At 61.9% G+C, this 21,755-nt stretch carries 18 protein-coding genes and 2 tRNA genes; 3 read left to right on the forward strand and 17 right to left on the reverse strand.

Annotated features, from left to right (window positions below; genetic code table 11):
- Positions 1–239 precede the first annotated feature (239 nt).
- Complete coding sequence (locus ACQ4WZ_RS13950; RefSeq protein ID WP_436573696.1) at positions 240–1,646, forward strand: RtcB family protein; 1,407 nt, start codon at positions 240–242, stop codon at positions 1,644–1,646.
- A 9-nt stretch (positions 1,647–1,655) separates the two neighbouring features.
- On the opposite strand, the gene ACQ4WZ_RS13955 is transcribed toward ACQ4WZ_RS13950, so the two are convergent.
- The 14 genes from ACQ4WZ_RS13955 to ACQ4WZ_RS14020 form a co-directional block, all read right to left on the reverse strand.
- Complete coding sequence (locus tag ACQ4WZ_RS13955; protein WP_436573697.1) at positions 1,656–2,417, reverse strand: TSUP family transporter; 762 nt, start codon at positions 2,415–2,417, stop codon at positions 1,656–1,658.
- 1 nt (position 2,418) lies between these two features.
- Positions 2,419–3,420: a phosphate acetyltransferase gene (pta, locus tag ACQ4WZ_RS13960; RefSeq protein WP_436573698.1), complete on the reverse strand. Its 1,002-nt coding sequence runs from the start codon at positions 3,418–3,420 to the stop codon at positions 2,419–2,421.
- A gap of 136 nt (positions 3,421–3,556) precedes the next feature.
- A complete protein-coding gene (gene xsc / locus ACQ4WZ_RS13965) occupies positions 3,557–5,383 on the reverse strand; it encodes a sulfoacetaldehyde acetyltransferase (RefSeq protein WP_436573699.1) in 1,827 nt (608 codons plus the stop codon).
- A 226-nt stretch (positions 5,384–5,609) separates the two neighbouring features.
- The gene (locus tag ACQ4WZ_RS13970) at positions 5,610–6,620 is read right to left on the reverse strand and encodes a porin (protein ID WP_133992691.1); all 1,011 of its coding nucleotides are present in this window, start codon (positions 6,618–6,620) and stop codon (positions 5,610–5,612) included.
- An 80-nt stretch (positions 6,621–6,700) separates the two neighbouring features.
- Positions 6,701–7,516: a thiazole synthase gene (locus ACQ4WZ_RS13975; protein WP_133992693.1), complete on the reverse strand. Its 816-nt coding sequence runs from the start codon at positions 7,514–7,516 to the stop codon at positions 6,701–6,703.
- Positions 7,513–8,817 carry a D-amino acid dehydrogenase gene (locus ACQ4WZ_RS13980; RefSeq protein WP_436573700.1) on the reverse strand — a complete coding sequence of 435 codons (1,305 nt, stop codon included), beginning with the start codon at positions 8,815–8,817 and terminating at the stop codon, positions 7,513–7,515. Before ACQ4WZ_RS13980 ends, ACQ4WZ_RS13975 begins: the two co-directional genes overlap by 4 nt.
- A gap of 16 nt (positions 8,818–8,833) precedes the next feature.
- Positions 8,834–9,898 (reverse strand): YeiH family protein, encoded by a 1,065-nt coding sequence (locus ACQ4WZ_RS13985; RefSeq protein WP_101480444.1) that lies wholly within the window; start codon positions 9,896–9,898, stop codon positions 8,834–8,836.
- A 203-nt stretch (positions 9,899–10,101) separates the two neighbouring features.
- Entirely contained in the window at positions 10,102–10,971 is an 870-nt protein-coding gene (locus tag ACQ4WZ_RS13990) for an NAD(P)-dependent oxidoreductase (RefSeq protein ID WP_436573701.1), read from the reverse strand.
- A gap of 56 nt (positions 10,972–11,027) precedes the next feature.
- Positions 11,028–12,083 (reverse strand): histidinol-phosphate transaminase, encoded by a 1,056-nt coding sequence (hisC, locus tag ACQ4WZ_RS13995; protein WP_436573702.1) that lies wholly within the window; start codon positions 12,081–12,083, stop codon positions 11,028–11,030.
- Positions 12,084–12,307: 224 nt separating this feature from the next.
- A tRNA-Ser gene (locus ACQ4WZ_RS14000) sits at positions 12,308–12,397 on the reverse strand.
- A gap of 320 nt (positions 12,398–12,717) precedes the next feature.
- Positions 12,718–12,807: transfer RNA gene (locus ACQ4WZ_RS14005), tRNA-Ser, on the reverse strand.
- Positions 12,808–12,918: 111 nt separating this feature from the next.
- Positions 12,919–14,208, reverse strand: a complete 1,290-nt coding sequence (gene serS / locus ACQ4WZ_RS14010) for a serine--tRNA ligase (RefSeq protein WP_101480441.1) — start codon at positions 14,206–14,208, stop codon at positions 12,919–12,921.
- A 147-nt stretch (positions 14,209–14,355) separates the two neighbouring features.
- Positions 14,356–14,559, reverse strand: coding sequence for a hypothetical protein (locus ACQ4WZ_RS14015; RefSeq protein ID WP_133992697.1), 204 nt, complete (start codon positions 14,557–14,559; stop codon positions 14,356–14,358).
- A gap of 149 nt (positions 14,560–14,708) precedes the next feature.
- Entirely contained in the window at positions 14,709–16,130 is a 1,422-nt protein-coding gene (locus ACQ4WZ_RS14020; protein ID WP_436573703.1) for an aminotransferase-like domain-containing protein, read from the reverse strand.
- A 180-nt stretch (positions 16,131–16,310) separates the two neighbouring features.
- Here ACQ4WZ_RS14020 and ACQ4WZ_RS14025 point away from each other — a divergent pair, with 180 nt between their 5' ends.
- Positions 16,311–16,601 (forward strand): DUF2917 domain-containing protein, encoded by a 291-nt coding sequence (locus ACQ4WZ_RS14025; RefSeq protein ID WP_166674831.1) that lies wholly within the window; start codon positions 16,311–16,313, stop codon positions 16,599–16,601.
- A complete protein-coding gene (locus tag ACQ4WZ_RS14030) occupies positions 16,598–17,341 on the forward strand; it encodes an NAD-dependent epimerase/dehydratase family protein (RefSeq protein WP_436573704.1) in 744 nt (247 codons plus the stop codon). The genes ACQ4WZ_RS14025 and ACQ4WZ_RS14030 overlap by 4 nt, the downstream gene beginning before the upstream one ends.
- 2 nt (positions 17,342–17,343) lie before the next feature.
- Here the strand turns inward: ACQ4WZ_RS14030 and ACQ4WZ_RS14035 are convergent, their stop codons facing one another.
- The 3 genes from ACQ4WZ_RS14035 to ACQ4WZ_RS14045 all read right to left on the reverse strand — a co-directional run bounded on the left by ACQ4WZ_RS14035 (position 17,344) and on the right by ACQ4WZ_RS14045 (position 21,744).
- Positions 17,344–18,651, reverse strand: coding sequence for a replication-associated recombination protein A (locus ACQ4WZ_RS14035; protein WP_436573705.1), 1,308 nt, complete (start codon positions 18,649–18,651; stop codon positions 17,344–17,346).
- A 70-nt stretch (positions 18,652–18,721) separates the two neighbouring features.
- Positions 18,722–19,378, reverse strand: coding sequence for an outer membrane lipoprotein chaperone LolA (gene lolA, locus ACQ4WZ_RS14040; RefSeq protein ID WP_436573706.1), 657 nt, complete (start codon positions 19,376–19,378; stop codon positions 18,722–18,724).
- Positions 19,379–19,383: 5 nt separating this feature from the next.
- A complete protein-coding gene (locus tag ACQ4WZ_RS14045; protein WP_101480434.1) occupies positions 19,384–21,744 on the reverse strand; it encodes a DNA translocase FtsK in 2,361 nt (786 codons plus the stop codon).
- Positions 21,745–21,755: the final 11 nt, after the last annotated feature.

Below are 21,755 nucleotides of genomic sequence, written 5' to 3' on the forward strand. Positions count from 1 at the left end.
GAAGTAGCGAGGCACTTTTGGCTCCAATAAGGAAGAGGTTCGAGAAAGAACGTGGAATATAAAGGCTGTTTGATTATTTTGCAAGTGGCTCCGCGTATCGTGCGCACTCCAGTGCTGACCCTCGCTTTGCAATCACCACGAAATTTGCTAAGCTGGCGGCACTTCCTGTCGCTGCTGCGTGGAAAACAAACATGGCCCTTGCAAAAAAGCCGTGCATTCGTTATTTCCGGAGCAGAATCGTGTTTCTCCTATCCAGATTACAAAAAGCCCTGCGCCGCCAGGGCATCGCTGTCGCCTATGCCGACGGCATTTATACACTCAGCAATCCGCACGCCCAGGCGTCCGTGCTGCTGCCCCACAACTTTCCCCTCGAGGAAAAAGCCGTGCGTCAACTGATGGAGTTTGCCGCCGTCGCCGTGCCCGGCCAGGATGGCCATGTGCGCAAGGCCTGCGCCACGCCCGACTTTCACCCTGGCAGCATCGCGCCCGTGGGCAGCATCGTCGCCACCAGTGCCGACATGGTGATCCCCGCCATCCCCGGCACGGACATCGCCTGCGGCATGCGCCTGATCACAACAGGCTTGACCCTGGCGCAGTTCGAAGCGCGCAAGCCGCAGCTGTTGAGCAAGCTCAAGCATGTGCTGCTGGAAGACGGCCGCAACGTGCCGCTGCGTTCGAAAGCGTTTGCCGCCCTGTTCGACGTGGGGCCGGAAGCGTTCATCGACAGCTTGCACAAGGATGGCATGTGCGGCTTGTGGCCCCGGGTCGACAAGGCGCGGCTGCTGCGCGAACTCGACGATTGCATTGCCCTGCGCGAACTGGGCGGCGGCTTGCGCCATGCGCCCGAAGCGCTGGTGGGCACGCGCGAAGTGATACGCGACCCCAGCCTGGGCACCACGGGATCGGGCAACCATTTCGTGGAAATCCAGCTGGTCGATACTGTCATGGACCGCCACGCCGCGTACCGGCACGGACTGGTGCCCGGCGAAGTAGTCGTCATGATCCACAGCGGCAGCCGCGACGTGGGCTTTTTCGTCGGCAGCCGCTGGATGGACCGCGCCAAAGAAGCCTGGCCGACAGGCATGCGCCACCCGCAATCGGGCCTGTACGGCTTGACGGGCGAACTGGCCGGCGACTACATGGACGCCATGGGCCTGGCGTCGCGCTACGCCTGGCTCAACCGCATGGTGCTGGCCGAGCTGGTGCGTGACAGCCTGTCGCAGGTGTATGCGCACGATAGCTCGCGCCTGGTGGTGGACGTGCCGCACAACGTCATCTTGCGCGAGCACGGCATGAACATCCACCGCAAGGGCGCCACGCCGGCGCGCGAAGGCGACCTGGCGCTGATCCCCGGCTCCATGGGCGACTATTCCTATGTAGCAACGGGGATGGGCAATCCAGACTGGCTGTGGTCGTGTTCGCATGGCGCGGGGCGCAGCATCCGCCGCCAGGCCATGCGCGCGATCAGGCCCACGGTGGGTAGCGACGAAATGGCCTTCCAGTGCGTGACCCTGCGCGAAGAACGCCGCGTCGAGGAAGCGCCGATGGCATACAAGAAGATCGGTCCCGTCATCGCCGCGCAGGAGGAAGCGGGCTTGCTGCAATCGGTGGCGCGACTGAAACCTTTATTGACGTTCAAGGCCTAGGGGCAAGGTCTAATGCAGCAATTGCGGCACGGCGGCGGCCATCAATGAGATACCGATGGCGGTCAGCACGGCAAACGCAATGCGGCGCATGCCACGTTGGGCGATCGGTGGCGGGTAGCGCTTGCCGGCCATCGTGGCCAGCACGCCGACGGGCAAGGCCAGCGCGCACAGCAGCAGGACTTTCGCATCCAGCTGGCCCTGGCTGCCCGCCATCAGCGAGCGTCCACCCGCGCTGATGGCGAACAGGAAGATCAGGCTGTAGCGGATGGTGGTCAAGCTCATTTCCTGGCGGTAAAACTGATACACGAGCGGTGGCCCGGCCAGCGAAAACAGGCCCGAGAACAGGCCGCCGCACACGCCGCTGATGAAAAAGCTGCGTTTATCGGCCGCGCCCGGTCCAGGCGGCGCCTGCAGCAGGATGCTGACGCCGCCATACACGATGGCCGCGCCCAGCAGCAGCTTCAGCAAGGGCGCATATGCCTGGTCCAGATATCCCAATAACAACACGCCGGCCGCCATGGCCGGCAGCAAGCCGATGCTGGCCGCGCGGATGGCGCGCCAGTCCAGGTGGTGCAAGGCACCCGGCAATGCCACCAGGCAGTTAGCCAACGACAACAAACTGACGAGGGCCGCCAGCGCGGGCACGGGCGCCAGGCCCAGTCCGCTGGCCACGCCCATGACGATCATGCCCAGGCCAAAGCCCGTGACGGTCTGGAAATATGTACCCACCGCCACCACGCCCAGCAGCGCCAGCACGGGCAGGCTGAACAACTCAGCGCCCACCCTGGGCCTGCACGGACGTCACGGCAATGACGTTATACACATCGTCGGCGCTGCAACCGCGCGACAAATCATTGGCCGGCTTGTTCAAGCCTTGCAGCAAGGGGCCGATGGCGACGGCACCGCCCATGCGCTCGGCCAGTTTGTAGCCGATATTGCCTGCATCGAGGTTCGGGAACACCAGCACGTTCGCGCGTCCGTTGACGACGGAATCCTTGACCTTGCGCTGGGAAATCTCGGCCACGATGGCCGCATCAAGCTGCACGTCGCCATCGATAGCCAGCAGCGGACGCTGGGCCTTGACCCGGTCCGTGGCCGCATGCACCTTGTCGACGGCCGCGTGGTGGGCGCTGCCGCTGGTGGAAAACGACAGCATGGCGACTCGGGGCGCTTCCATCAGCAAGGCTTGCGCGCTGTCGGCGGCGGCCATGGCGATGTCGGCCAGCTCTTCCGCCTTCGGGTCGACTACCAGGGCGCAATCGGAAAAAATGAAACCGCCCTTCAGGCTGTGGAATGGTTCGCACAGCATCATCAGGAAAAAGCTGGATACCAGCTTGAAGGCCGGATCGACGCCGATGATCTGGATGGCGCTGCGTACCACGTCGGCCGTCGTGTGCACGGCCCCCGCCACGCAGCCGTCGGCGTCGCCCAGGCGCACCATCAGGTTGGCGTAGCACAGCGGGTCTTGCACGGCGAGCCTGGCCTGCTCCACCGTCATGCCCTTGGCCTGGCGCAGCACAAACAATTGCTGGGCATAGTGTTCCGACTCCTCGGAAGTGGCAGGGTCCACCAGGCGCACGGCGTCCAGGTCCAGCGCATGTTCATGCGCCAGCGCCAGGATGGCGGCCGGCTTGCCAACAATGGTGATATGCGCCAAGCCTACACTTGCTGCGCGCGCGGCCGCCTGCAGCACGCGCGCATCGTCGCCCTCGCACAACACGATGTTTTTCGGCACGGCGCGGGCTTGCTCGATGATGCGGTGCAGGGCTTTCATGGGTACTCCAATTCGGTAAAAAAAGTGCCGGAACCATGGAAGCATGAAGCATGAAGCATGAAGAATAAACCATGGTTCCGGCACATAAAACCCGGCAAGCCGGGGTCATACAAGGATCGGGCAGACTGCTGACTGATTACACGTAGTCTTTGTACTTGTCCAGGTGACGCACAGGTTTGCTCAGCGCATCGCGGCGGAACGGATCGCCCAGCTCGCGCGTGCACATGATTTCAATGATGGTGGTCTTGCCTTCATTCATCTGCATGTCGATGGCCTTTTTCAAGGCCGGACCCACGTCTTCCAGCTTGTCGACCGTGATGCCTTCGGCGCCCATGGCCCGCGCGATTTCCGCGAAGCTCTGGTTGTCGAGCTCACCGGCCACGAAGCGGCGATTGTAGAAATCGACCTGATTTTTCTTTTCCGCGCCCCACTGGCGGTTGTGGAACACCACGGCCGTCACGGGAATGTTGTGGCGCACGCAGGTCATCGTTTCCATCAAGCTCATGCCCCAGGCGCCGTCGCCCGCATACGACACGGCCGGACGGTGCGGTGCGGCCACTTTTGCGCCGATGATGGTCGGAAACGCATAGCCGCAGTTGCCGAAGCTCATCGCTGCAAAGAAGCTGCGCGGCTTTTCAAAGCGCAAATAACTGTTCGCCACCGAGTTGATGTTACCGATGTCGGTCGACACCATCACGTCTTCCGGCATGGCTTTTTCCAGCTCGCGCAAGACTTGGCGCGGGTGCAGGTAATTGCCCGGCTCCTTCTTTTGCTCTTCGATCATGTCCAGGCTGTACGCATCTTTTTCATGCGTCCAGTTCGTCAATTCCTCTTCCCATGCGGCCTTTTCCGCTTGCACGGTGGCATAGCGCTCGTCGCGCGTCGCGTCACAGTCGAGGCTCTTGCCATCCAGGCGGGACAGGATGGCTTTCGCGGCCGCCTTGGCGTCGCCGCAGATGCCCACCGAAATCTTTTTCACCAGGCCCAGCATCTTGTTGTCCGCATCGATCTGGATGATCTTGGCGTTCTTCGGCCAGTAATCCATGCCGTGCTGCGGCAAGGTGCCGAACGGGCCCAGGCGCGAACCGAGGGCGACGACGACGTCGGCCTTGGCGATCAGTTTCATGGCCGCCTTGGATCCTTGATAACCGAGCGGGCCGCACCACAGCGGGTGGCTGGCGGGAAACGAGTCGTTGTGCAGATAGCTGTTGACGACGGGGGCACCGAGGCGTTCGGCCAGTGCCTTGCATTCTTCGATCGCTTCGCCCATGACGACGCCGCCGCCCGAGATGATCACGGGGAACTTGGCTTTCGCCAGCAGTTCGGCCGCATCGTTGAGGCTTTGCTCGCCGCCGGCGCCACGGTCCAGGCGGTTCGGTTTTGGAATCTCGGCCTTGATTTCGCCATAGAAATAGTCGCGCGGGATGTTCAGTTGTGTCGGGCCCATTTCCGACATGGCGCGGTCAAAGCAGCGGCCCGTGAATTCGGCCATGCGGGCAGGATTGGTCACGTGGCCTTGATATTTCGTGAATTCCTCGAACATCGGCAGCTGGTTCGCTTCCTGGAAGCCGCCCAGGCCCATGCTCATGGTGCCCGTCTCAGGGGTAATGATGACGACCGGGGTGTGCGCCCAGTAGGCAGCGGCGATGGCTGTCACGCAATTGCTGATGCCGGGGCCGTTCTGGCCGATGACCACGCCATGGCGGCCCGAGACGCGGGCGTAACCGTCGGCCATGTGGCCGGCGCCCTGCTCGTGCACGACGGGAATCAATCGGATGCCGGCGGGAGCAAAGATATCCATCGGGTCCATGAAGGCCGAGCCCATGATGCCGAACATGTCGGTCACGCCATTGGCGGCCAGGGTTTCCACGAACGCTTCGGAAGGCGTCATCTTTTGCGGGCCCACCGGGTTTGCTGCGGTAGTGGCAGCGGCGGCGGCTTTTTGGTCGGACAAATCGGTCATGGCACAGTCTCCTTACGGTTTTATAAAAAATCGGTATATTTTGTTCCGATATTTGAAATACGTGTTCAATTTAACGGTTGCGAAATGCGCTGTCAATGAAAATTCATGAAAAATCGGACTGTTTCATTCCTGAATCCGGAATCCGTGGCTTTGACCCACTCCTGAAACAACAATGGCGGGCTATCCGCAAAAGACAGCCCGCCATCGATACCTCGTGCGCTGCGTCCTAGAACTTCAGGCGCATGCCGGCCGTGAAGGCGCTCGAGTTATGGCCCGGCAAGGGCACACTGCCGCCGCTCGATGCGTCGCCAACGAAGTTGGTGCCCGCGCCATCGTTGCTGATACGTCCGTACGAGGTGTACAGATTGGTGCGCTTGGACAAGGCATAGGTATAGCCGATGGCCAGCTGGCGCCCGCCGCGACGCGCATTCGTGCGGTCATCCTTCTTGATGTAAGACGCCATCACGCTGCCAGCCACGCCCACGGGGGCCGACACGCCCAGCATGACATCGCGGAAATCCGTGCCCGCATCATCCTTGTCCGTTTCATACGCGGCGTGCAGCTTGGCGGGGCCGAAGTCGTAGGTACCGCCCAGCAAGGTGACTTTCGCCGTGTTCAGCGGCGTGTCCTTGCGGTTGTCGTGCGCCAGGGTCAGCACCAGCGGGCCGTTGGCGTAATCGATGGAAAAGTCGATAGTGCGGCCCAGGGTGTTGCTGTCCGGCTTTTCACCAAGGCCAAGCATGATGGCGGCCGACAAGCCGTTCACCTTCGGCGTTTCGTACATGATGGAGTTTTTCGTGCGCAGGCTGGCCACGCTCATCAGGTTGATCGAGGCGCCCGTCAGGCCCGTCTCGAAGGGGTCGATATTGTCCAGCGCGGTGAACAGCGGATTGTGCTGCAAGCCGATATTCACGGCGCCGAAGTCACCCGACAGGCCCACGTAGGCCTTGCGCCCGAACAAGGCGCCCTGGCGGTAAGCGCCCGTATCGAGGTCGAGGCCATTTTCCAGCAAGAAATTGGCTTTCAGCTTGTTGCCCAGGTCTTCCGTGCCCTTGAAGCCGATGCGGCTGCCCGACTGCACGCCGGTGGCCAGCTTGGTGACGGAACCGTCCGCGCCGCCGTGTTCGGACGTCAGGCCCGCGTCGAGCAAGCCGTACACGGTGACGGACGATTGGGCGCTGGCGCTGCCGGCGAAGAGTGTGGCCATGACGGCCGCCGCTACGAGTGTGTGTTTCATGTCATCTCCAGGTATTGTGGTTTTTATCGTGCTTCAAACAGGAATCAACAACGGTGCTGCAAATGCGGTAATGCGGCGACTCAGGCGATCAGCCCGGCCATCGGCGACGAGGGCGAGGCGCTCATGGCGCCCGCTCTCCGGGGCATGCGTCCGGCCAGGTAAGCCTCGCGTCCGCCCTGCACTGCCAGTTTCATGGCGCGCGCCATGCGTATCGGTTCGCGCGCCGCCGCGATGGCGGTATTCATCAGGATGCCGTCGCAACCGAGCTCCATGGCGATGGCCGCATCCGACGCCGTGCCGACGCCGGCATCGACCAGCACGGGTACCGTGGCTTGCTCGATGATCAGCGACAGATTCCACGGATTCAAAATGCCCATGCCCGAGCCGATCAGTGACGCCAGCGGCATGACGGCGATGCAGCCAAGGTCTTCCAGCATGCGCGCCTGGATGGGATCGTCGCTGCAATACACCATCACCTGGAAGCCGTCGCGCACCAGCTCCCCGGCCGCTTTTAACGTTTCCGGCATGTTCGGGAACAGGGTCTTTTCATCACCGAGCACTTCCAGCTTGCACAGCGGGTGGCCGCCCAGCAGTTCGCGTGCCAGTTGCAAGGTGTAGACGGCGTCGCGGGCGTTGTAGCAGCCGCCCGTGTTGGGCAAAATCGTATATTTTGACGGCGGAATGAAGTCCAGCAAATTCGGCTCGCCCTTCTCCTGGCCAATGTTGACCCTGCGAATCGTGACGGTGACTATCTCGGCGCCGCTCTCTTCGATGGCGAGGCGCGTTTCCTCGAAATCCTTGTATTTTCCTGTACCCACCAGCAGGCGCGACTGGTAGGTGGTGCCGGCCAGGGTCAGGCCGGTAGGTGCTTGGCTGGGGGTGGCGTCGTCTCTCATCGTGGTGCTCTCCTAAGTTGAACCAAAGCGGCCTCTTGCCGGGGTGGCTCCCCGCAAAACGCAAAATCGACTTCGGGCCGCCGTCCTGACACGAGATCCGCAATCGCCCTGCCCGCGCCGCAGCCCATGGTCCAGCCCAGGGTGCCGTGGCCCGTGTTGAGGAAGAGCTGGCGGTAGCGCGTGGCGCCGATGTACGGCACGTTCGAGGGCGTGAGGGGGCGCAGGCCGGCCCAGTAGGCGGGGTCGCTGTAATCGCAGGCGTGGGGAAACAGCGCTTGCACGCGGCGCGTAATGGCGGCACAGCGCACGGAATTGAGTTCGCGCGTGTAGCCGTTCAACTCGCACGTTCCCGCCACGCGCAGGCGCTCGCCCAGGCGCGAAAACACCAGTTTGTGGCCGTCGTCCGTCAGCGAGACGGAAGGTGCGCTGACGGGGTCGACAATCGGATAGGTGGCAGAGTATCCCTTGCCCGGATACAGCATCAAGCGGATGCCCAGCGGCTGCAGCAGGGGCGCGGAAAAGCTGCCCATGGCCACCACCACGGCATCCGCATGCTCGAGGCGATGACGCCCTTGCGCATCGATGCATTCCACTCCAATGATGCGCTCGCCATCTGCCAGCAAGCGCGTCACCGTCGTGCCGTACCGGAAATCCACGCCCGCCGTAACGGCGCGCGCGGCCAGGGCCGTGGTAAACAAATGCACGTCGCCCGACTCGTCGCTGGCAGTAAAGTCGCCGCCGACGATGCGGCTGCGCACGTGGCGCAGGGCAGGTTCCAGCCGTATCACTTCATTGGCGCTGACGGTGTTGCGCGGGCAGCCCAGTGCGCGCAAGAGCGCGGCACCTGCTTGCGATTTGTCAAATTCCTGCTGGTCCGTATAGAAATGCAAGATGCCCCGCTCCAGGTGGTCATAGGCTATGCCCGTCTCGCGGCGCAACGCTTGCAGGCTCTGGCGGCTGTACTCGGCCAGGGCGACGATCTGGCGCATATTGCGCGACACGCGCGACGGCAGGCATTCGCGCAGGTAATGCAGCACCCACTGCCATTGCAGCACATCAAGGCGTGGACGAAACAGCAGCGGCGCATCATCCTTGCCCAGCCACGTGAGCACCTTGCGCAAGGTGGCGGGGTTGGCCCACGGTTCCGCGTGCGAGACGGAAATCTGCCCGCCATTGCCAAAACTGGTTTCCTGCGCGGCGCCCGCCTGGCGCTCAAGCACGCGCACATCGTGGCCCGCCTGGCGCAAATACCAGGCCGATGCCGTGCCGACCACGCCGGCGCCGAGGACAAGGATCTTCATGGCGGGCTCGACTCGCTTAGCGCGTCAGCAGCACGGCGATGGCGACGAAGGCGGCGATCCACACCGTTTCCATTACCAGCATGATCACGGGACGCCAGCCCAGCGAGGCCAGCGACTGGAACGAGGTTTTCACGCCCAGCGCGGCGATGGCGATGACGAGGCAGGCGCGCGAGGCATTGTTGATCCAGCCATTCACTTCCTGCGGGATCAGGCCCAGGCTGTTGGTAATCACCAGCCAGACAAAGCCGATCAGGAAGAAAGGCACCAGCGGCGGCGCATCGACTTCGCTCTTGCCATCCTTGCGCTTGAACATGATCGACAGGCCCAGCACGACGGGCACGAGGCAAGCCACGCGCGTCAATTTGACGAAGGTGGCAACGTCGCCCGTATGGTTGCTCACCAGATAGCCGGCGCCCACCACTTGCGCCACGTCATGGATGGTGCCGCCGATGAACACGCCCGCTTCCGTCGGGTCAAAGCCCAGCAGTTTGACCAGCAGCGGGTAGACGATCATGGCCAGGGTCGACAGCGACGTCACGCCCACCACCGTCAGCAGGGTGAATTTTTCATTTTCCTTGGTTTGCGGCAGCACGGCCGAGATGGCCAGCGCGGCCGAGGCGCCGCAGATGGCCACGGAACCGCCCGACAAAATACCTTCCGTGATGGGGCGTTTCAGCCACTTGGCCAGCAAATAACCGAAACCCAGGGTGGCAATCAGGCCGCCGACGACGATCAGCAGGGGCGTCACGCCCACGGAAGCGATCTGATTGAAGGTGATGCGCGCGCCCAGCAGGGCCACGCCCGTGCGCAGCAGCACCTTGCTGCAAAACTCGATGCCGGGCTTGCAGGTGGGATCGGAGGCGAGGAAGTGGAAGGCCAGGCCGAAGAACAGCGCATACAGCAGTTGGGGGCCGCCGTAATTGCTGGAAATAAAGGTGGCCGACAGGGCGATCACCAGCGCGATGGCGACGCCGGGCCAGCTGCGCAGCACAGCGCGTGGGCGCCAGATGGCAACGGCGGAAGACAGGTAGGGAATGTTTTTGTCGACAACGCGTGTTATCGCTGAGGAGTTGGTTTTCATGCGGGTCCGCTCATAATGTTTTAAAAATTGGGACATTTCATCTCGTTTTTTAATAATACACGATGAGCTAGCGAAGTCCATGCTTTTCCATGAAAATCGAAACCGGATGTTCCGGAAACTGACGTTTTGATGTTGATACTGGCGTAAACGACAAGCGGCGCGGCCCTTTGCAGAGACGCGCCGCTCATTGACGTTGTGACGATCTATTTCTTGCTGAGGCGGGTGATCAGGCTGGACGTGTCATAGCGGTTGCCGCCCGCCTGCTGCACTTCGCCATAGAACTGGTCCGTCAAGGTCGTCACGGGCAAGTCGCTGCCGTTGCGCCTGGCTTCGGCGAGGCAGATGCCCAGGTCCTTGCGCATCAGGTCGACGGCAAAACCGAAGTCGAACTTGCGTTCGATCATGGTCTTGCCCCGGTTTTCCAGCTGCCACGACTGCGCCGCGCCCTTGGAAATGACGTCCACCACCAGCGGCGCGTCCAAGCCCGCGTTTTCCGCAAAGGCGATGCCTTCGCTCAGCGCCTGCACCAGGCCGGCGATGCAGATCTGGTTGACCATCTTCGTCAACTGGCCGGAACCGGACGCGCCCATGTAGGTGACCGCGCGCGAGAACAAGGCGATGACGGGTTCGGCGCGCGCATAGGCTTGCGCGTCGCCGCCCACCATCACCGTCAGCTTGCCGTTTTCCGCGCCCGCCTGGCCGCCGGACACGGGCGCGTCAAGGAAGAACACGCCCTTCTCTTTCGCCGCCGCGTGGATGGTGCGCGCCGCTTCGGCCGAAGCCGTCGTGTGGTCGATCAGTATGCTGCCCGGCGCCATGGCGGACAGCAGGCCGCCCTCTTCCAGGATGACTTGATACAGATCGTTATCGTTGCCGATGCAGGTGAAGACAAACTCGGCGCCCGCAGCGGCCGCGGCCGGCGTGGCGGCGCTGCTGCCCTTGTGCTGCTCCAGCCAGGCGGCCGCGCGGGCCGGGTTGCGGTTGTACACGGTGACGTCATGTCCGCCCGCCGCCAGGTGACCTGCCATGGGGAAACCCATGACGCCCAAACCGATGAATGCCACTTTTGCCATATTGTCCGTCCTGTCGATGAATGAATCCGATTATTGTTGCATTACCTTGCACAAGATCAAAGCACTTCGCGCAATGCGATCATCAAGGCTGCACACTCGGCCGGGTTACCGATGCTGATGCGCAAATACTGGCTGATGCGCGGTGCATTGAAATGGCGCACGATGACGGAGCGGGCGCGCAAGCCGGCCGCCAGCTGCGCCGCGTCATGCTGCGGGTGGCGGGCAAAGACAAAATTGGCCACCGAAGGCAGCACCTCGAAGCCCAGCGCCGCCAAGTCCGCCGTCAGCTGTTCGCGGCTGGCGATGACGGCCTGGCGCGTCTGCTGGAAATACGCTTCGTCGTGCAGCGAAGCGACGGCGCCGGCCAGCGCCAGCCGGTCCAGCGGATACGAGTTGAAACTGTTCTTGACCCGTTCCAGCGCCTCGATCAGGTCCGCATGCCCGAAGGCACAGCCCACGCGCAAGCCGGCCAGCGAGCGCGATTTCGAGAACGTCTGCACCACCAGCAAGTTCGGATAACGGTCGACCAAAGCCACGGCGCTCTCGCCGCCGAAATCCACATACGCTTCATCGACCACCACCACGGCATCGGGATGCTCGCGCAGCAAGGTTTCCACGCCGGCCAAAGGCAAGTCCACGCCCGTGGGCGCGTTGGGATTGGGGAAGATGATGGCGCCGCATGGGCCCTGATAGTCTTCCGGGCGTATGCGCATGGCGTCGTCGAGGGGCACGGTGCGGTAATCGATGCCGTACAGCTTGCAGTACACGGGATAGAAGCTATAGCTGATGTCGGGGAACAACAACGGCGCATCGTGTTTGAGCAAGGCCATGAAGGCCAGCGCCAGCACTTCGTCGGAGCCATTGCCGACGAACACTTGCGCGCTGGTCAAGCCGTGGTAGGCGGCCAGGGTTTGCTTCAATTCGCTGGCGGACGGGTCCGGGTACAGGCGCAGGCTGTCGTTGGCTGCTTCGCGCAGCGCGGCCAGCACCTGCGGCGACGGACCATAGGGGTTTTCGTTGGTGTTGAGTTTGACCAGGTCGGGCAGTTTGGGTTGCTCACCGGGGATGTAGGGGGTCAGCTCGCTGACGATGTTGCTCCAGAATCGGCTCATTGCTTTGCTTTGGTATGGGGGCAGGATGGTGATCGGGTAGATTACCATGGCTGGGATAGATCAAGGTGGCGGGGCGCTGGCCATTAGCGCTTGAATGGAGGAAAAAACGCCTTGCGCTGCGCGCTTTGGGCGGTTTTTCTACCTGCATTGATACCTCGCAGGTCGGTTGGCATCTGTGGCGGGCATAAAAAAAGCTCCCTTGCGGGAGCTTCTCTTATGTATTCTGGCGGAGAGGGTGGGATTCGAACCCACGGTACGATTTAACGTACGCTTGATTTCGAGTCAAGTACATTCGACCACTCTGCCACCTCTCCGTTTACTGCGGTCTATTCATTCAAACTGGCGTGCCGGTTTGAACGAGGCGCTATTTTAGCATGGGCATTGTTGGCTTGGGTAGGGGTTTTATTGGTGAATTGCAACTGAGGGCTGGTAATTAAAACCAAAACCCATATGCGCGAATCGGTGAGCTCCGCGCCCGCGTACGCCAAGGCAAAAATCAATTGGACGATTCGGAGAGCTCCGCGCAAATATGCGCGGAGCTTCGAATCCCACGCGTACGCCCCGCAGGGGGCGTACTCCTCTTCGCCGGCACAAATAAAAAAAGCTCCCTTGCGGGAGCTCTTTTTATTTGTTCTGGCGGAGAGGGTGGGATTCGAACCCACGGTACGATTTAACGTACGCTTGATTTCGAGTCAAGTACATTCGACCACTCTGCCACCTCTCCATTTACTGCGGTCTTTTCCCGCATTGCTGCGGGAAGGCAAGATTATAGCAGCCGCTTGAAAAAATGGAAGGACTATTTTCAGCCTTCCATTGCACAGTCTGCGCAAACCTTTTACGCCTTCAGATGCGTCAGGCCGCCCATGTACGGGCGCAGCACTGCTGGGATCTCGACACTGCCGTCCGCCTGCTGGTAATTTTCCAGCACGGCGACCAGGGTGCGGCCCACTGCCAGGCCGGAGCCGTTCAGGGTGTGCGCCAGTTCCGGCTTGCCGGCAGCGTTGCGGAAACGCGCCTGCATGCGGCGGGCCTGGAAGGCTTCGCAGTTCGACAGGGACGAAATCTCGCGGTAGGTGTTTTGCGCCGGCAGCCACACTTCCAGGTCGAAGGTCTTGGTGGCGCCAAAGCCCATGTCGCCCGTGCATAGCGACATCACGCGGTATGGCAGGCCCAGGCGTTGCAAAATCGCTTCCGCATGGCCGACCATTTCATCGAGCACCTGGTACGACGTGTCCGGGTGCACCACTTGCACCATTTCCACCTTGTCGAACTGATGCTGGCGGATCATGCCGCGCGTGTCGCGGCCATAGCTGCCCGCTTCCGAACGGAAGCATGGCGTGTGGGCCGTCATTTTCAGGGGCAATTGATCGAGCGCCAGGATTTCATCGCGCGCGATATTGGTCAACGACACTTCCGACGTGGGGATCAGGTAGAAGGTCTCGCCCTCGCCTTCCGCGCCGCCCTTTTTCACCGAGAACAGATCGGCTTCGAATTTCGGCAACTGGCCCGTGCCGCGCAGCGAATCGGCGTTGACCATGTACGGGGTATAGCATTCCGTGTAGCCATGCTCGTCCACGTGCGTGTTGAGCATGAATTGCGCCAGCGCGCGGTGCAAACGGGCGATGCCGCCCTTCATGACGGAGAAACGCGAACCGGTCAGCTTGGTCGCCACTTCGAAATCCAGACCCAGTGGGGCACCCACGTCGACGTGATCCTTGACTTCAAAATCGAAGGCGCGTGGCGTGCCGACCTTGCGCACTTCCACGTTGCCCGACTCGTCCGTACCCACGGGCGACGACTCGTGCGGCAAATTCGGCACGGCCATGATGAAATCGCTCAGCTTGGCTTGCACCAGGGTCAGGGCCGCTTCATCGGCTTTCAGCTCATCGCCCAGGCCGGCCACTTGCGCCATCACGGCCGAGGTGTCTTCCCCCTTGCCTTTCAACATGCCGATTTGCTTGGACAGCGCGTTGCGCTTGCCCTGCAGCTCTTCGGTACGCGTCTGGATCGCCTTGCGTTCGGCTTCGAGGGCATTGAAACCTGCCACGTCGAGCTGGAATTTGCGCGTCGCCAGGCGTTCTGCGACGGTGGCGATGTCTTTACGGAGAAGTTGGATATCTATCATGGGTGGATGGCGGTGCCGATGTATCGAAAGCACTCATTGTACCAAGACCCGATCAGTTCTTTATGAGTTTTGCACATGGCCAACCATCGTCATGGCGGCAAGGCTGGGCACTCGCGCCCGCTTTACGGCTGGTGCTCAGGTTGCGGCTCAAATAAAGGCGGCTTTTTCGGCAGCGGTGAGGCGGCGGGCGCTGACGGTGACGACGGGTATCGTGCTGTCGGCAGCCTGGGCGATCACGGTGTTATTGGCGCTCACTTCCACGGTATTCGCACCGGCGGTGGCGAAGCTGGCGCCGATGGCGATGATGGCGGCGGCGACAAAGGTGATTTCCATGTTTTTCAGTGCGTGCATGATGTGACTCCTGGTTGGTTTGCGTCGTTGACTGCTGCTGGTATGGTGGTACTTTAGCCAACGGCGACAAACAACGCCACCGGCTTGCGACCAGCAGCGAAAAACAGGGAGCGAACGGTGAAAAACGGGGACTGAAGCGCAAAGAATAGTTACAAGGAATCCTTGACGAGGCGCCCCAAACGGCTGATCGCCTGCTCGATGCGCGGCGTCCAGGCATTGCCGCAATTAAGGCGCAGGTAATTGCTGAACTTGCCCGAAGCCGAGAACAGCTGGCCCGGCATATACGCCACGCCGTCAGCGATGGCCTGGCCATGCAGGGCCAGCGCATCGACTTGCGGCGGCATCTGCACCCACAGCACGAAACCGCCCTGCGGCTCGGACAGCATGCAGTCCGCCGGAAAGTGGGCCGCCACGGCGTCGGACATACAGGCGATGCGCTGCACCAGGGTGCGCCGCATCTTGCGCAGCTGCTGGTCGTAGCTGCTGCCCTCCAAGAAATCGGCCAGCACGGCCTGGAAGAAATGGCTGGTGGCGCCGCTCGACACGGTTTTCAGCAGGGCCACTTCCTGCGCGAAGCGCCCTGCCAGCACGTAGCCCACGCGCGAGGCGGGCGTGATGGCCTTGGAAAACGAGGAGCACAATAAGACGTTGCCGCTCGTATCATAGGCTTTCACGGGCCACGGACGCTGCGGCGCAAAGCACAGGTCGCCATACACATCGTCTTCCACCAGCGGAATATTGAACTCCGACAGCAGACTGGCCAGGCGCTTCTTGTTTGCTTCCGGCATGACGCAACCGAGGGGGTTATTCGCATTCGGCACGAACAGGCAGGCTTGCACGAGGCCGGCGCGCAAGGCCAGCTCCAGCGCGTCGAGCGACGGTCCCGTCTTCGGGTCGGTGGGAATTTCCAGCGCCTTCATGCCCAGGCTTTCTATCATCTGCAGCAGCACGAAATACGTGGCAGACTCGATGGCGATGGTGTCGCCCGGTTTGGCCACGGCGCGCAGGCACAGGCTGATCGCTTCCGTGCAGGAATTCGTCACGACGATCTCGTGCGGGTCCAGCTTGCCCCAGTCCAGCGCCCGGCGCGTGACCTGGCGCAAGAAATTGCCTTCGCTGACGTCGTAGCAACTGACCTTGCTCAATAAAGCGGGTTCGCGCCGAGCAACCGCGCTGATGGTGCGCTGCATGCGCTTGACGGGCAGGATTTCGTCGGGCGGCCAGGCCGTGCCCAGCTGCACGATATTCGCCGTTTCGTTGTCCTTCAGCACGCGCATCAAGAGATTGTTGATGCCGACAAAGGCCGGTTCCTTCAAGTGCTGGGCTTCCGCGCTGCAGGGCCGGCGCGGCGCGCGGTGGCGCACGAAATAGCCGGACTGGGGCCGCGCATCGACTTGCCCCCGGTCTTCCATCAGGCGCAAGGCTTGCATCACCGTGCTCACGGAGATGCGCTTTTGCTGCGCCAGGTGGCGGATCGACGGCAGCCGGTCGCCGGGCGCGAACACGCGCGAGTCGATCAGGGCGCCCAGCTCGTTGGCCAGGTGCTCGTACAGATTCAAATGCGCGCTCATGTTCATCCCTTCAGTATGCGGCTGCCGCGCGCGGCCCGCACAGATACAGTTGCCCAATTTTTTGACAAGCACAGTGTACGGCAAAGGTCACTGTGATCATTACAATTTCGTTTTCCTGCATCTGTCATGGTTCAAGGCAAGCGCCTAAGCTGTTCCTGTCAGCACAACAGGAGCGATGCCATGCATACCGACCACGAATTACGCAGCGAACGACCTTTACGCCTGGAAAAAGCGCGCACCAAGGTCATCGAATGCCTGTCCGGCACGGCCTGGATTACGGCCTATGCCCAGTTCGAGGATTGCGTGCTGCGCAGCGGCGAACGCTACACGATACCGAATGACGGCCTGGTGCTGGTCGAAGCCGTGGGTAGCGGCCACATCCGCGTGCATGGGACAGCCGCACCCCGTCCCGCCCTGCTGCGCTGGCTGAACCTGGCACTTCCTCACCCACTGAATACAAGGAATACATGACTCTAGCAGCCACCCCATTACGCGTCCTCGTCACGGGCGCGGCCGGCATCATCGGCACCGCTTTCTGGAAGCGCCGGCACGGGGACTTCTCCCTGCGCCTGGCCGACCTGCACACTGAGGGATTGGTTGAAGCGCCCTGCCCCTCCACCCGGCTCGATGTGGCCGACTACGCCGCCTGCCTGGCCGCCTGCGCGGACGTCGACGTGGTGCTGCACCTGGCCGGCGTGCCGCACGCCAGCGCCGACTTCGATGCGCAATTGCTGCAGCCGAACATCATCGGCACGCACAACATCTTCCGCGCGGCAGAGGCGCAGGGAGTGAGAAGAGTGGTGTTTGCCAGCAGCGCGCAAGCCGTGGAAGGCTATCCGCTGGATATGCAGGTGCAGGAAAGCATGCCGGCGCGGCCAGCCAATATGTATGGCGCCAGCAAGGCCTTCGGCGAAGGCGTGGCTTGCGCGTTCGCGCAACAGCATGGCATGACGACGATAGCCGTGCGCATCGCCAACGTGGCCCACTTTGCGCCAGGTCAACAGCACAGCGCGCGCGACATTGCCGCCTTCATCAGCGAGCGCGACGTGGTGCAATTGCTGGCCCGCTGCATCGCCGCCGACGTGCCGGCCGGCTACCACGTCGTGCATGGCGTGTCGGACAACCGCTATAAACGGTTGTCGATCGCGGCGACGCGCCAGCTGGTGGGCTACGCGCCGCAGGATGACGGTTTTACATTGCTGGGTTTGTAGCCTCAGCCCTTGCCGGCTTTCCTGTCCAGCTCGCGCAGCCAGGCCAGCTTGTCGGCTATTTTACTTTCAAGGCCGCGCGGCACGGGCTGGTACCAACCCGGTTCGGCCATGCCGTCCGGGAAGTAGGTTTCGCCGGCAGCATAGGCATCGGGCTCGTCGTGCGCGTAGCGGTAAGCGTGGCCGTAGCCCAGTTCCTTCATCAGTTTCGTCGGTGCATTGCGCAGATGCACGGGCACTTCCTTCGACTTGTCCTTCTTCACAAACGCCATGGCCGTGTTGAAAGCGTTGTAGCCGGCATTGCTTTTCGCGGCAATCGCCAGGTAAATCACGGCCTGGCCCAGCGCCAGTTCGCCTTCAGGCGAACCCAGGCGTTCATACGTTTCCGCCGCGTCATTGACCATGGTCAAGGCGCGAGGGTCGGCCAGGCCGATATCTTCCCAGGCCATGCGCACGATGCGCCGCGACAAATAGCGCGGATCGGCGCCGCCATCGATCATGCGACAAAACCAGTACAGGGCCGCATCCGGGTTCGAACCCCGCACGGACTTGTGCAGGGCGGAAATCTGATCATAGAAATTGTCGCCGCCCTTGTCGAAGCGGCGAGAATTGAGGGTCAGCGCATTGTCGACAAAGGCCGCGTCGATTTTCGTCGTACCCGTCGAGCTGGCGGCCGTCTCGGCCTGTTCCAGCAAGTTCAGGAAGCGGCGCGCATCGCCATCGGCGTAGCCGATCAGGGTGTCGGCGGCGGCCTCGTCGAAGCTCAAGTGCGTCAGCGCCGTCGACTGCGCCTTGGCCAGCAGCAGCTTCATCTCGTCTTCGTTGAGCGATTTCAACACATACACTTGCGCGCGCGACAGCAGCGCTGAATTCACCTCAAAACTGGGGTTTTCCGTCGTCGCGCCAATAAACGTCACCAGGCCCGATTCGACAAAGGGCAGCAAGGCATCCTGTTGCGATTTATTAAACCTGTGGATTTCGTCGACGAACAACAAGGTGTGCTTGCCGAACTGGTCCAGGCTGTGGCGGGCCTGATCCATCGCCGCGCGGATATCTTTCACGCCCGCAAACACGGCCGACAAGGCGATGAATTCGCTGTCGAAGGCGTTCGCCATCAGGCGCGCCAGGGTGGTCTTGCCCACGCCGGGCGGCCCCCATAAAATCATCGAATGGGCCTTGCCCGCCTCGAAGGCCAGGCGCAGCGGCTTGCCCACCCCCAGCAGATGCGTCTGGCCGATGACTTCGTTGAGGGTCGCAGGCCGCAAGGCTTCGGCCAGCGGCTGGCGCGGTGCGGTGGAAAAAAGATCCGCCATAATATTTACCGGGTAAGAATGCAAAGGCCCCGCATCGCTGCGAGGCCGGTCAACAGCAAGACGTCAACAATCAGTTATTAATGACGTCTGCGCCTTTTGGCATCACGAATTTGAAATGGTTCGGGGCCAGCGCGGGATTCTTCTGGAAATTCTTGAACGCCAGCACCGAGGTCTGGCCGAACGAGTCACGCAATTCCATCGCTTCCGGCACGCCATTGCGCAGGCCGATGGTGATTTCATCAAACGTCGTATCCTTGGCCTTCGGCGTCGCTTTCAGCCATTCCAGGCCATCGCGCGTACCCGCTTCGGCCAGGGTGAAATTCTTTTCCAGGTCGTTGCTGCCAAACAGGATGGCGGCTGGCGAGGAACCGAGCGCGTCGCCCAGTTTCTTGACCGTCACCTGGCTCAAGTCCTTGTCGTAGATATACAACTTGTCGCCATCGGCTTGCAGCAGCTGCTCGTACGGTTTCAGATAGGTCCAGATGAACTTGCCTGGACGGGCAAACTCGAACGTGCCGCTGGCCGGCGTCGACACTTTCGCCTTGCCGCTGGCGTCCGCCTTCTTGACCTGGCGCTGCACGAACTCGCCCTTGGCCGACTTGGTGCCGGCGGCAAAGCTTTTGAATTGTTCCAGCGCGCTGGCCGAGGCGCTGGCCGCGAACAGCAGGCTGCAGGCAACGCTGGCCGCACCTATCATCATTTTTGTTGCGAAAGTATTGCTTTTCATTCTATTTACCCTTGTTCGCTACTTGCCGCCGGCACCAGGATTTCCCGGTTGCCATTGGATTGCATGGTTGATACTACCCCGCTCTGCTCCATCTGCTCGAGCAGACGGGCGGCGCGGTTGTAGCCGATGCGCAAATGACGCTGCACCAGCGAAATCGACGCGCGGCGGTTTTTCAGCACCACCGCCACCGCTTGGTCGTACAGGGCATCGGCCTCGCCGCCGCCCTCGCCCGGCGCGCCGCCTTCGGCGCCATCGCCTTCCAGGGTGCCGCCTTCGAGGATGCCCTCGATGTAATTCGGTTCGCCCTGCAGCTTCAAATGGCTGACGACCCTGTGCACTTCTTCATCAGACACAAACGCACCGTGCACGCGCATCGGCAAACCGGTGCCGGGCGGCATGTACAGCATGTCGCCCATGCCCAGCAGGGTTTCCGCGCCCATCTGGTCGAGAATGGTGCGCGAGTCGATCTTCGACGATACCTGGAAGGCGATACGCGTAGGAATGTTGGCCTTGATCAAGCCCGTGATCACGTCTACAGATGGGCGCTGCGTGGCCAGAATCAAGTGCAAGCCGGCGGCACGCGCCTTTTGCGCGATACGCGCGATCAATTCCTCGACTTTTTTGCCCACCACCATCATCAAATCGGCCAGCTCGTCGATGATGATGACGATGGTTGGCAGTTTATCCAGCGGTTCCGGCGAATCCGGCGTCAGGCTGAACGGATTGGGGATATGTTCTTCGCGCTTTTTCGCATCGGCAATCTTCGCGTTGTAGCCGGCCAGGTTACGCACGCCCATCTTGCTCATCAGCTTGTAGCGGCGTTCCATCTCGTTCACGGCCCAGTTCAGCGCGTGGCCGGCCTGGCGCATGTCGGTGACCACGGGCGCCAGCAAATGCGGGATGCCTTCGTAGACGGACATTTCCAGCATCTTCGGATCGATCAGGATCAGGCGCACGTCGAGCGGGTCGGATTTATACAGCAGCGACAGGATCGTCGCATTGATGCCCACGGATTTACCGGAACCGGTCGTGCCGGCCACCAGCAAGTGGGGCATCTTGGCCAGGTCCGCCACGACGGGCTTGCCGGCGATATCCTTGCCCAGCGCAATCGTCAGGCTGGACACGCCATCGTTGTAGACCTTGGAGCCGAGGATTTCCGTCAGGCGCACGATCTGGCGCTTGCTGTTCGGCAATTCCAACGCCATGTAATTCTTGCCGGGAATGGTTTCCACAACGCGGATCGAGGTCAGCGACAGCGAACGGGCGAGGTCGCGCGCCAGGCCCACGATCTGGCTACCCTTCACGCCAGTGGCCGGCTCGATTTCATAGCGCGTCACCACGGGGCCGGGGTAAGCGGCCACTACCTTGGCGTCCACGCCAAAGTCCGACAATTTCTTTTCAATCAGGCGGCTCGTAAATTCCAGCGTTTCCACGGACACCGTTTCCACCACGGGCGGCGCCTCGTCAAGCAGGGACAGCGGCGGCAGCTTGCCATCGCCGGGGGTTTCAAACAGATGCGCCTGGCGCTCTTTTTCCACGCGCTCCGATTTCACCACGGTAACGACTTGCGGCTCGATCTTCACGGGCGGCGCGGCCACGTGCTTTTCCACGTGCTTGGCCCGCTCGATGACCACCACTTCGTCGCGGCGCACGGCAGCCACTTCGCCCTGGCGGCGGTCTTCGCGGTCCTGGTAGCGCAGCACGAACCAGTTGAAGGCGTCTTCGATGGTGCCGCCGATGCGCTCGGCTACTTGCAACCAGGACACATGGAAGAACAGGCTGAACCCCAGGCCAAACAGCAGCAGCAACAACAAGGTGGCGCCCGTGAAACCAAACGCCACGTGGGCCGAGTGGCCCACCAGCTGGCCCAGCACGCCGCCCGGCTCGCGCGGCAGCTGCACGTGCAGGCTCTTCGCCATGCGCAGGTATTCCAGGCCCATGCTGCCGATCAGCATGATGGAGAAGCCGACGATGCGGATCAGCATCTCGACATGGTGCTCGCGCTCCACCTCTTCCTCTTCCAGCAGGAAGCGCTTGCTCAGGCGGCGATAGCCATTCCACACCGTGCGCAGCAGCCACACGCACCACCACCAGGCGGAAAAGCCGAAGATATACAGCAACAGATCGGAGAAGGTCGCACCCAGCTTGCCGCCCAGGTTGGCCACCTTGTCGACGGAGGTCGCATGCGACCAGCCCGGGTCAAGCTTGTGGAAGCTGGCCAGTATCAGCACAAAGTACAGGGCAAACGCGGCCAGCGCGAACCAGCGCGCCTCGGACAGCAGCCGTACCAGCCGGTTCGGCAGAGGCCGGCGTTCGACCGGTTTACGGGTGTAGCTATTTTGATTGGCCTGGGCTGGTTTAGTCATTCTGGGAAGCG

Origin of the sequence: Janthinobacterium darwini (genome assembly GCF_051380905.1) — a bacterium.
Classification (GTDB): domain Bacteria; phylum Pseudomonadota; class Gammaproteobacteria; order Burkholderiales; family Burkholderiaceae_D; genus Janthinobacterium.

Coding starts and splice junctions, on each gene's coding strand:
- pta (WP_436573698.1), bottom strand. CDS start 3,420: ATGAAAGCCCTGCACCGCATCATCGAGCAAGCCCGCGCCGTGCCGAAA.
- xsc (WP_436573699.1), bottom strand. CDS start 5,383: ATGACCGATTTGTCCGACCAAAAAGCCGCCGCCGCTGCCACTACCGCA.
- ACQ4WZ_RS13970 (WP_133992691.1), bottom strand. CDS start 6,620: ATGAAACACACACTCGTAGCGGCGGCCGTCATGGCCACACTCTTCGCC.
- ACQ4WZ_RS13975 (WP_133992693.1), bottom strand. CDS start 7,516: ATGAGAGACGACGCCACCCCCAGCCAAGCACCTACCGGCCTGACCCTG.
- ACQ4WZ_RS13980 (WP_436573700.1), bottom strand. CDS start 8,817: ATGAAGATCCTTGTCCTCGGCGCCGGCGTGGTCGGCACGGCATCGGCC.
- ACQ4WZ_RS13985 (WP_101480444.1), bottom strand. CDS start 9,898: ATGAAAACCAACTCCTCAGCGATAACACGCGTTGTCGACAAAAACATT.
- ACQ4WZ_RS13990 (WP_436573701.1), bottom strand. CDS start 10,971: ATGGCAAAAGTGGCATTCATCGGTTTGGGCGTCATGGGTTTCCCCATG.
- hisC (WP_436573702.1), bottom strand. CDS start 12,083: ATGAGCCGATTCTGGAGCAACATCGTCAGCGAGCTGACCCCCTACATC.
- serS (WP_101480441.1), bottom strand. CDS start 14,208: ATGATAGATATCCAACTTCTCCGTAAAGACATCGCCACCGTCGCAGAA.
- ACQ4WZ_RS14015 (WP_133992697.1), bottom strand. CDS start 14,559: ATGCACGCACTGAAAAACATGGAAATCACCTTTGTCGCCGCCGCCATC.
- ACQ4WZ_RS14020 (WP_436573703.1), bottom strand. CDS start 16,130: ATGAGCGCGCATTTGAATCTGTACGAGCACCTGGCCAACGAGCTGGGC.
- ACQ4WZ_RS14025 (WP_166674831.1), top strand. CDS start 16,311: ATGCATACCGACCACGAATTACGCAGCGAACGACCTTTACGCCTGGAA.
- ACQ4WZ_RS14030 (WP_436573704.1), top strand. CDS start 16,598: ATGACTCTAGCAGCCACCCCATTACGCGTCCTCGTCACGGGCGCGGCC.
- ACQ4WZ_RS14035 (WP_436573705.1), bottom strand. CDS start 18,651: ATGGCGGATCTTTTTTCCACCGCACCGCGCCAGCCGCTGGCCGAAGCC.
- lolA (WP_436573706.1), bottom strand. CDS start 19,378: ATGAAAAGCAATACTTTCGCAACAAAAATGATGATAGGTGCGGCCAGC.
- ACQ4WZ_RS14045 (WP_101480434.1), bottom strand. CDS start 21,744: ATGACTAAACCAGCCCAGGCCAATCAAAATAGCTACACCCGTAAACCG.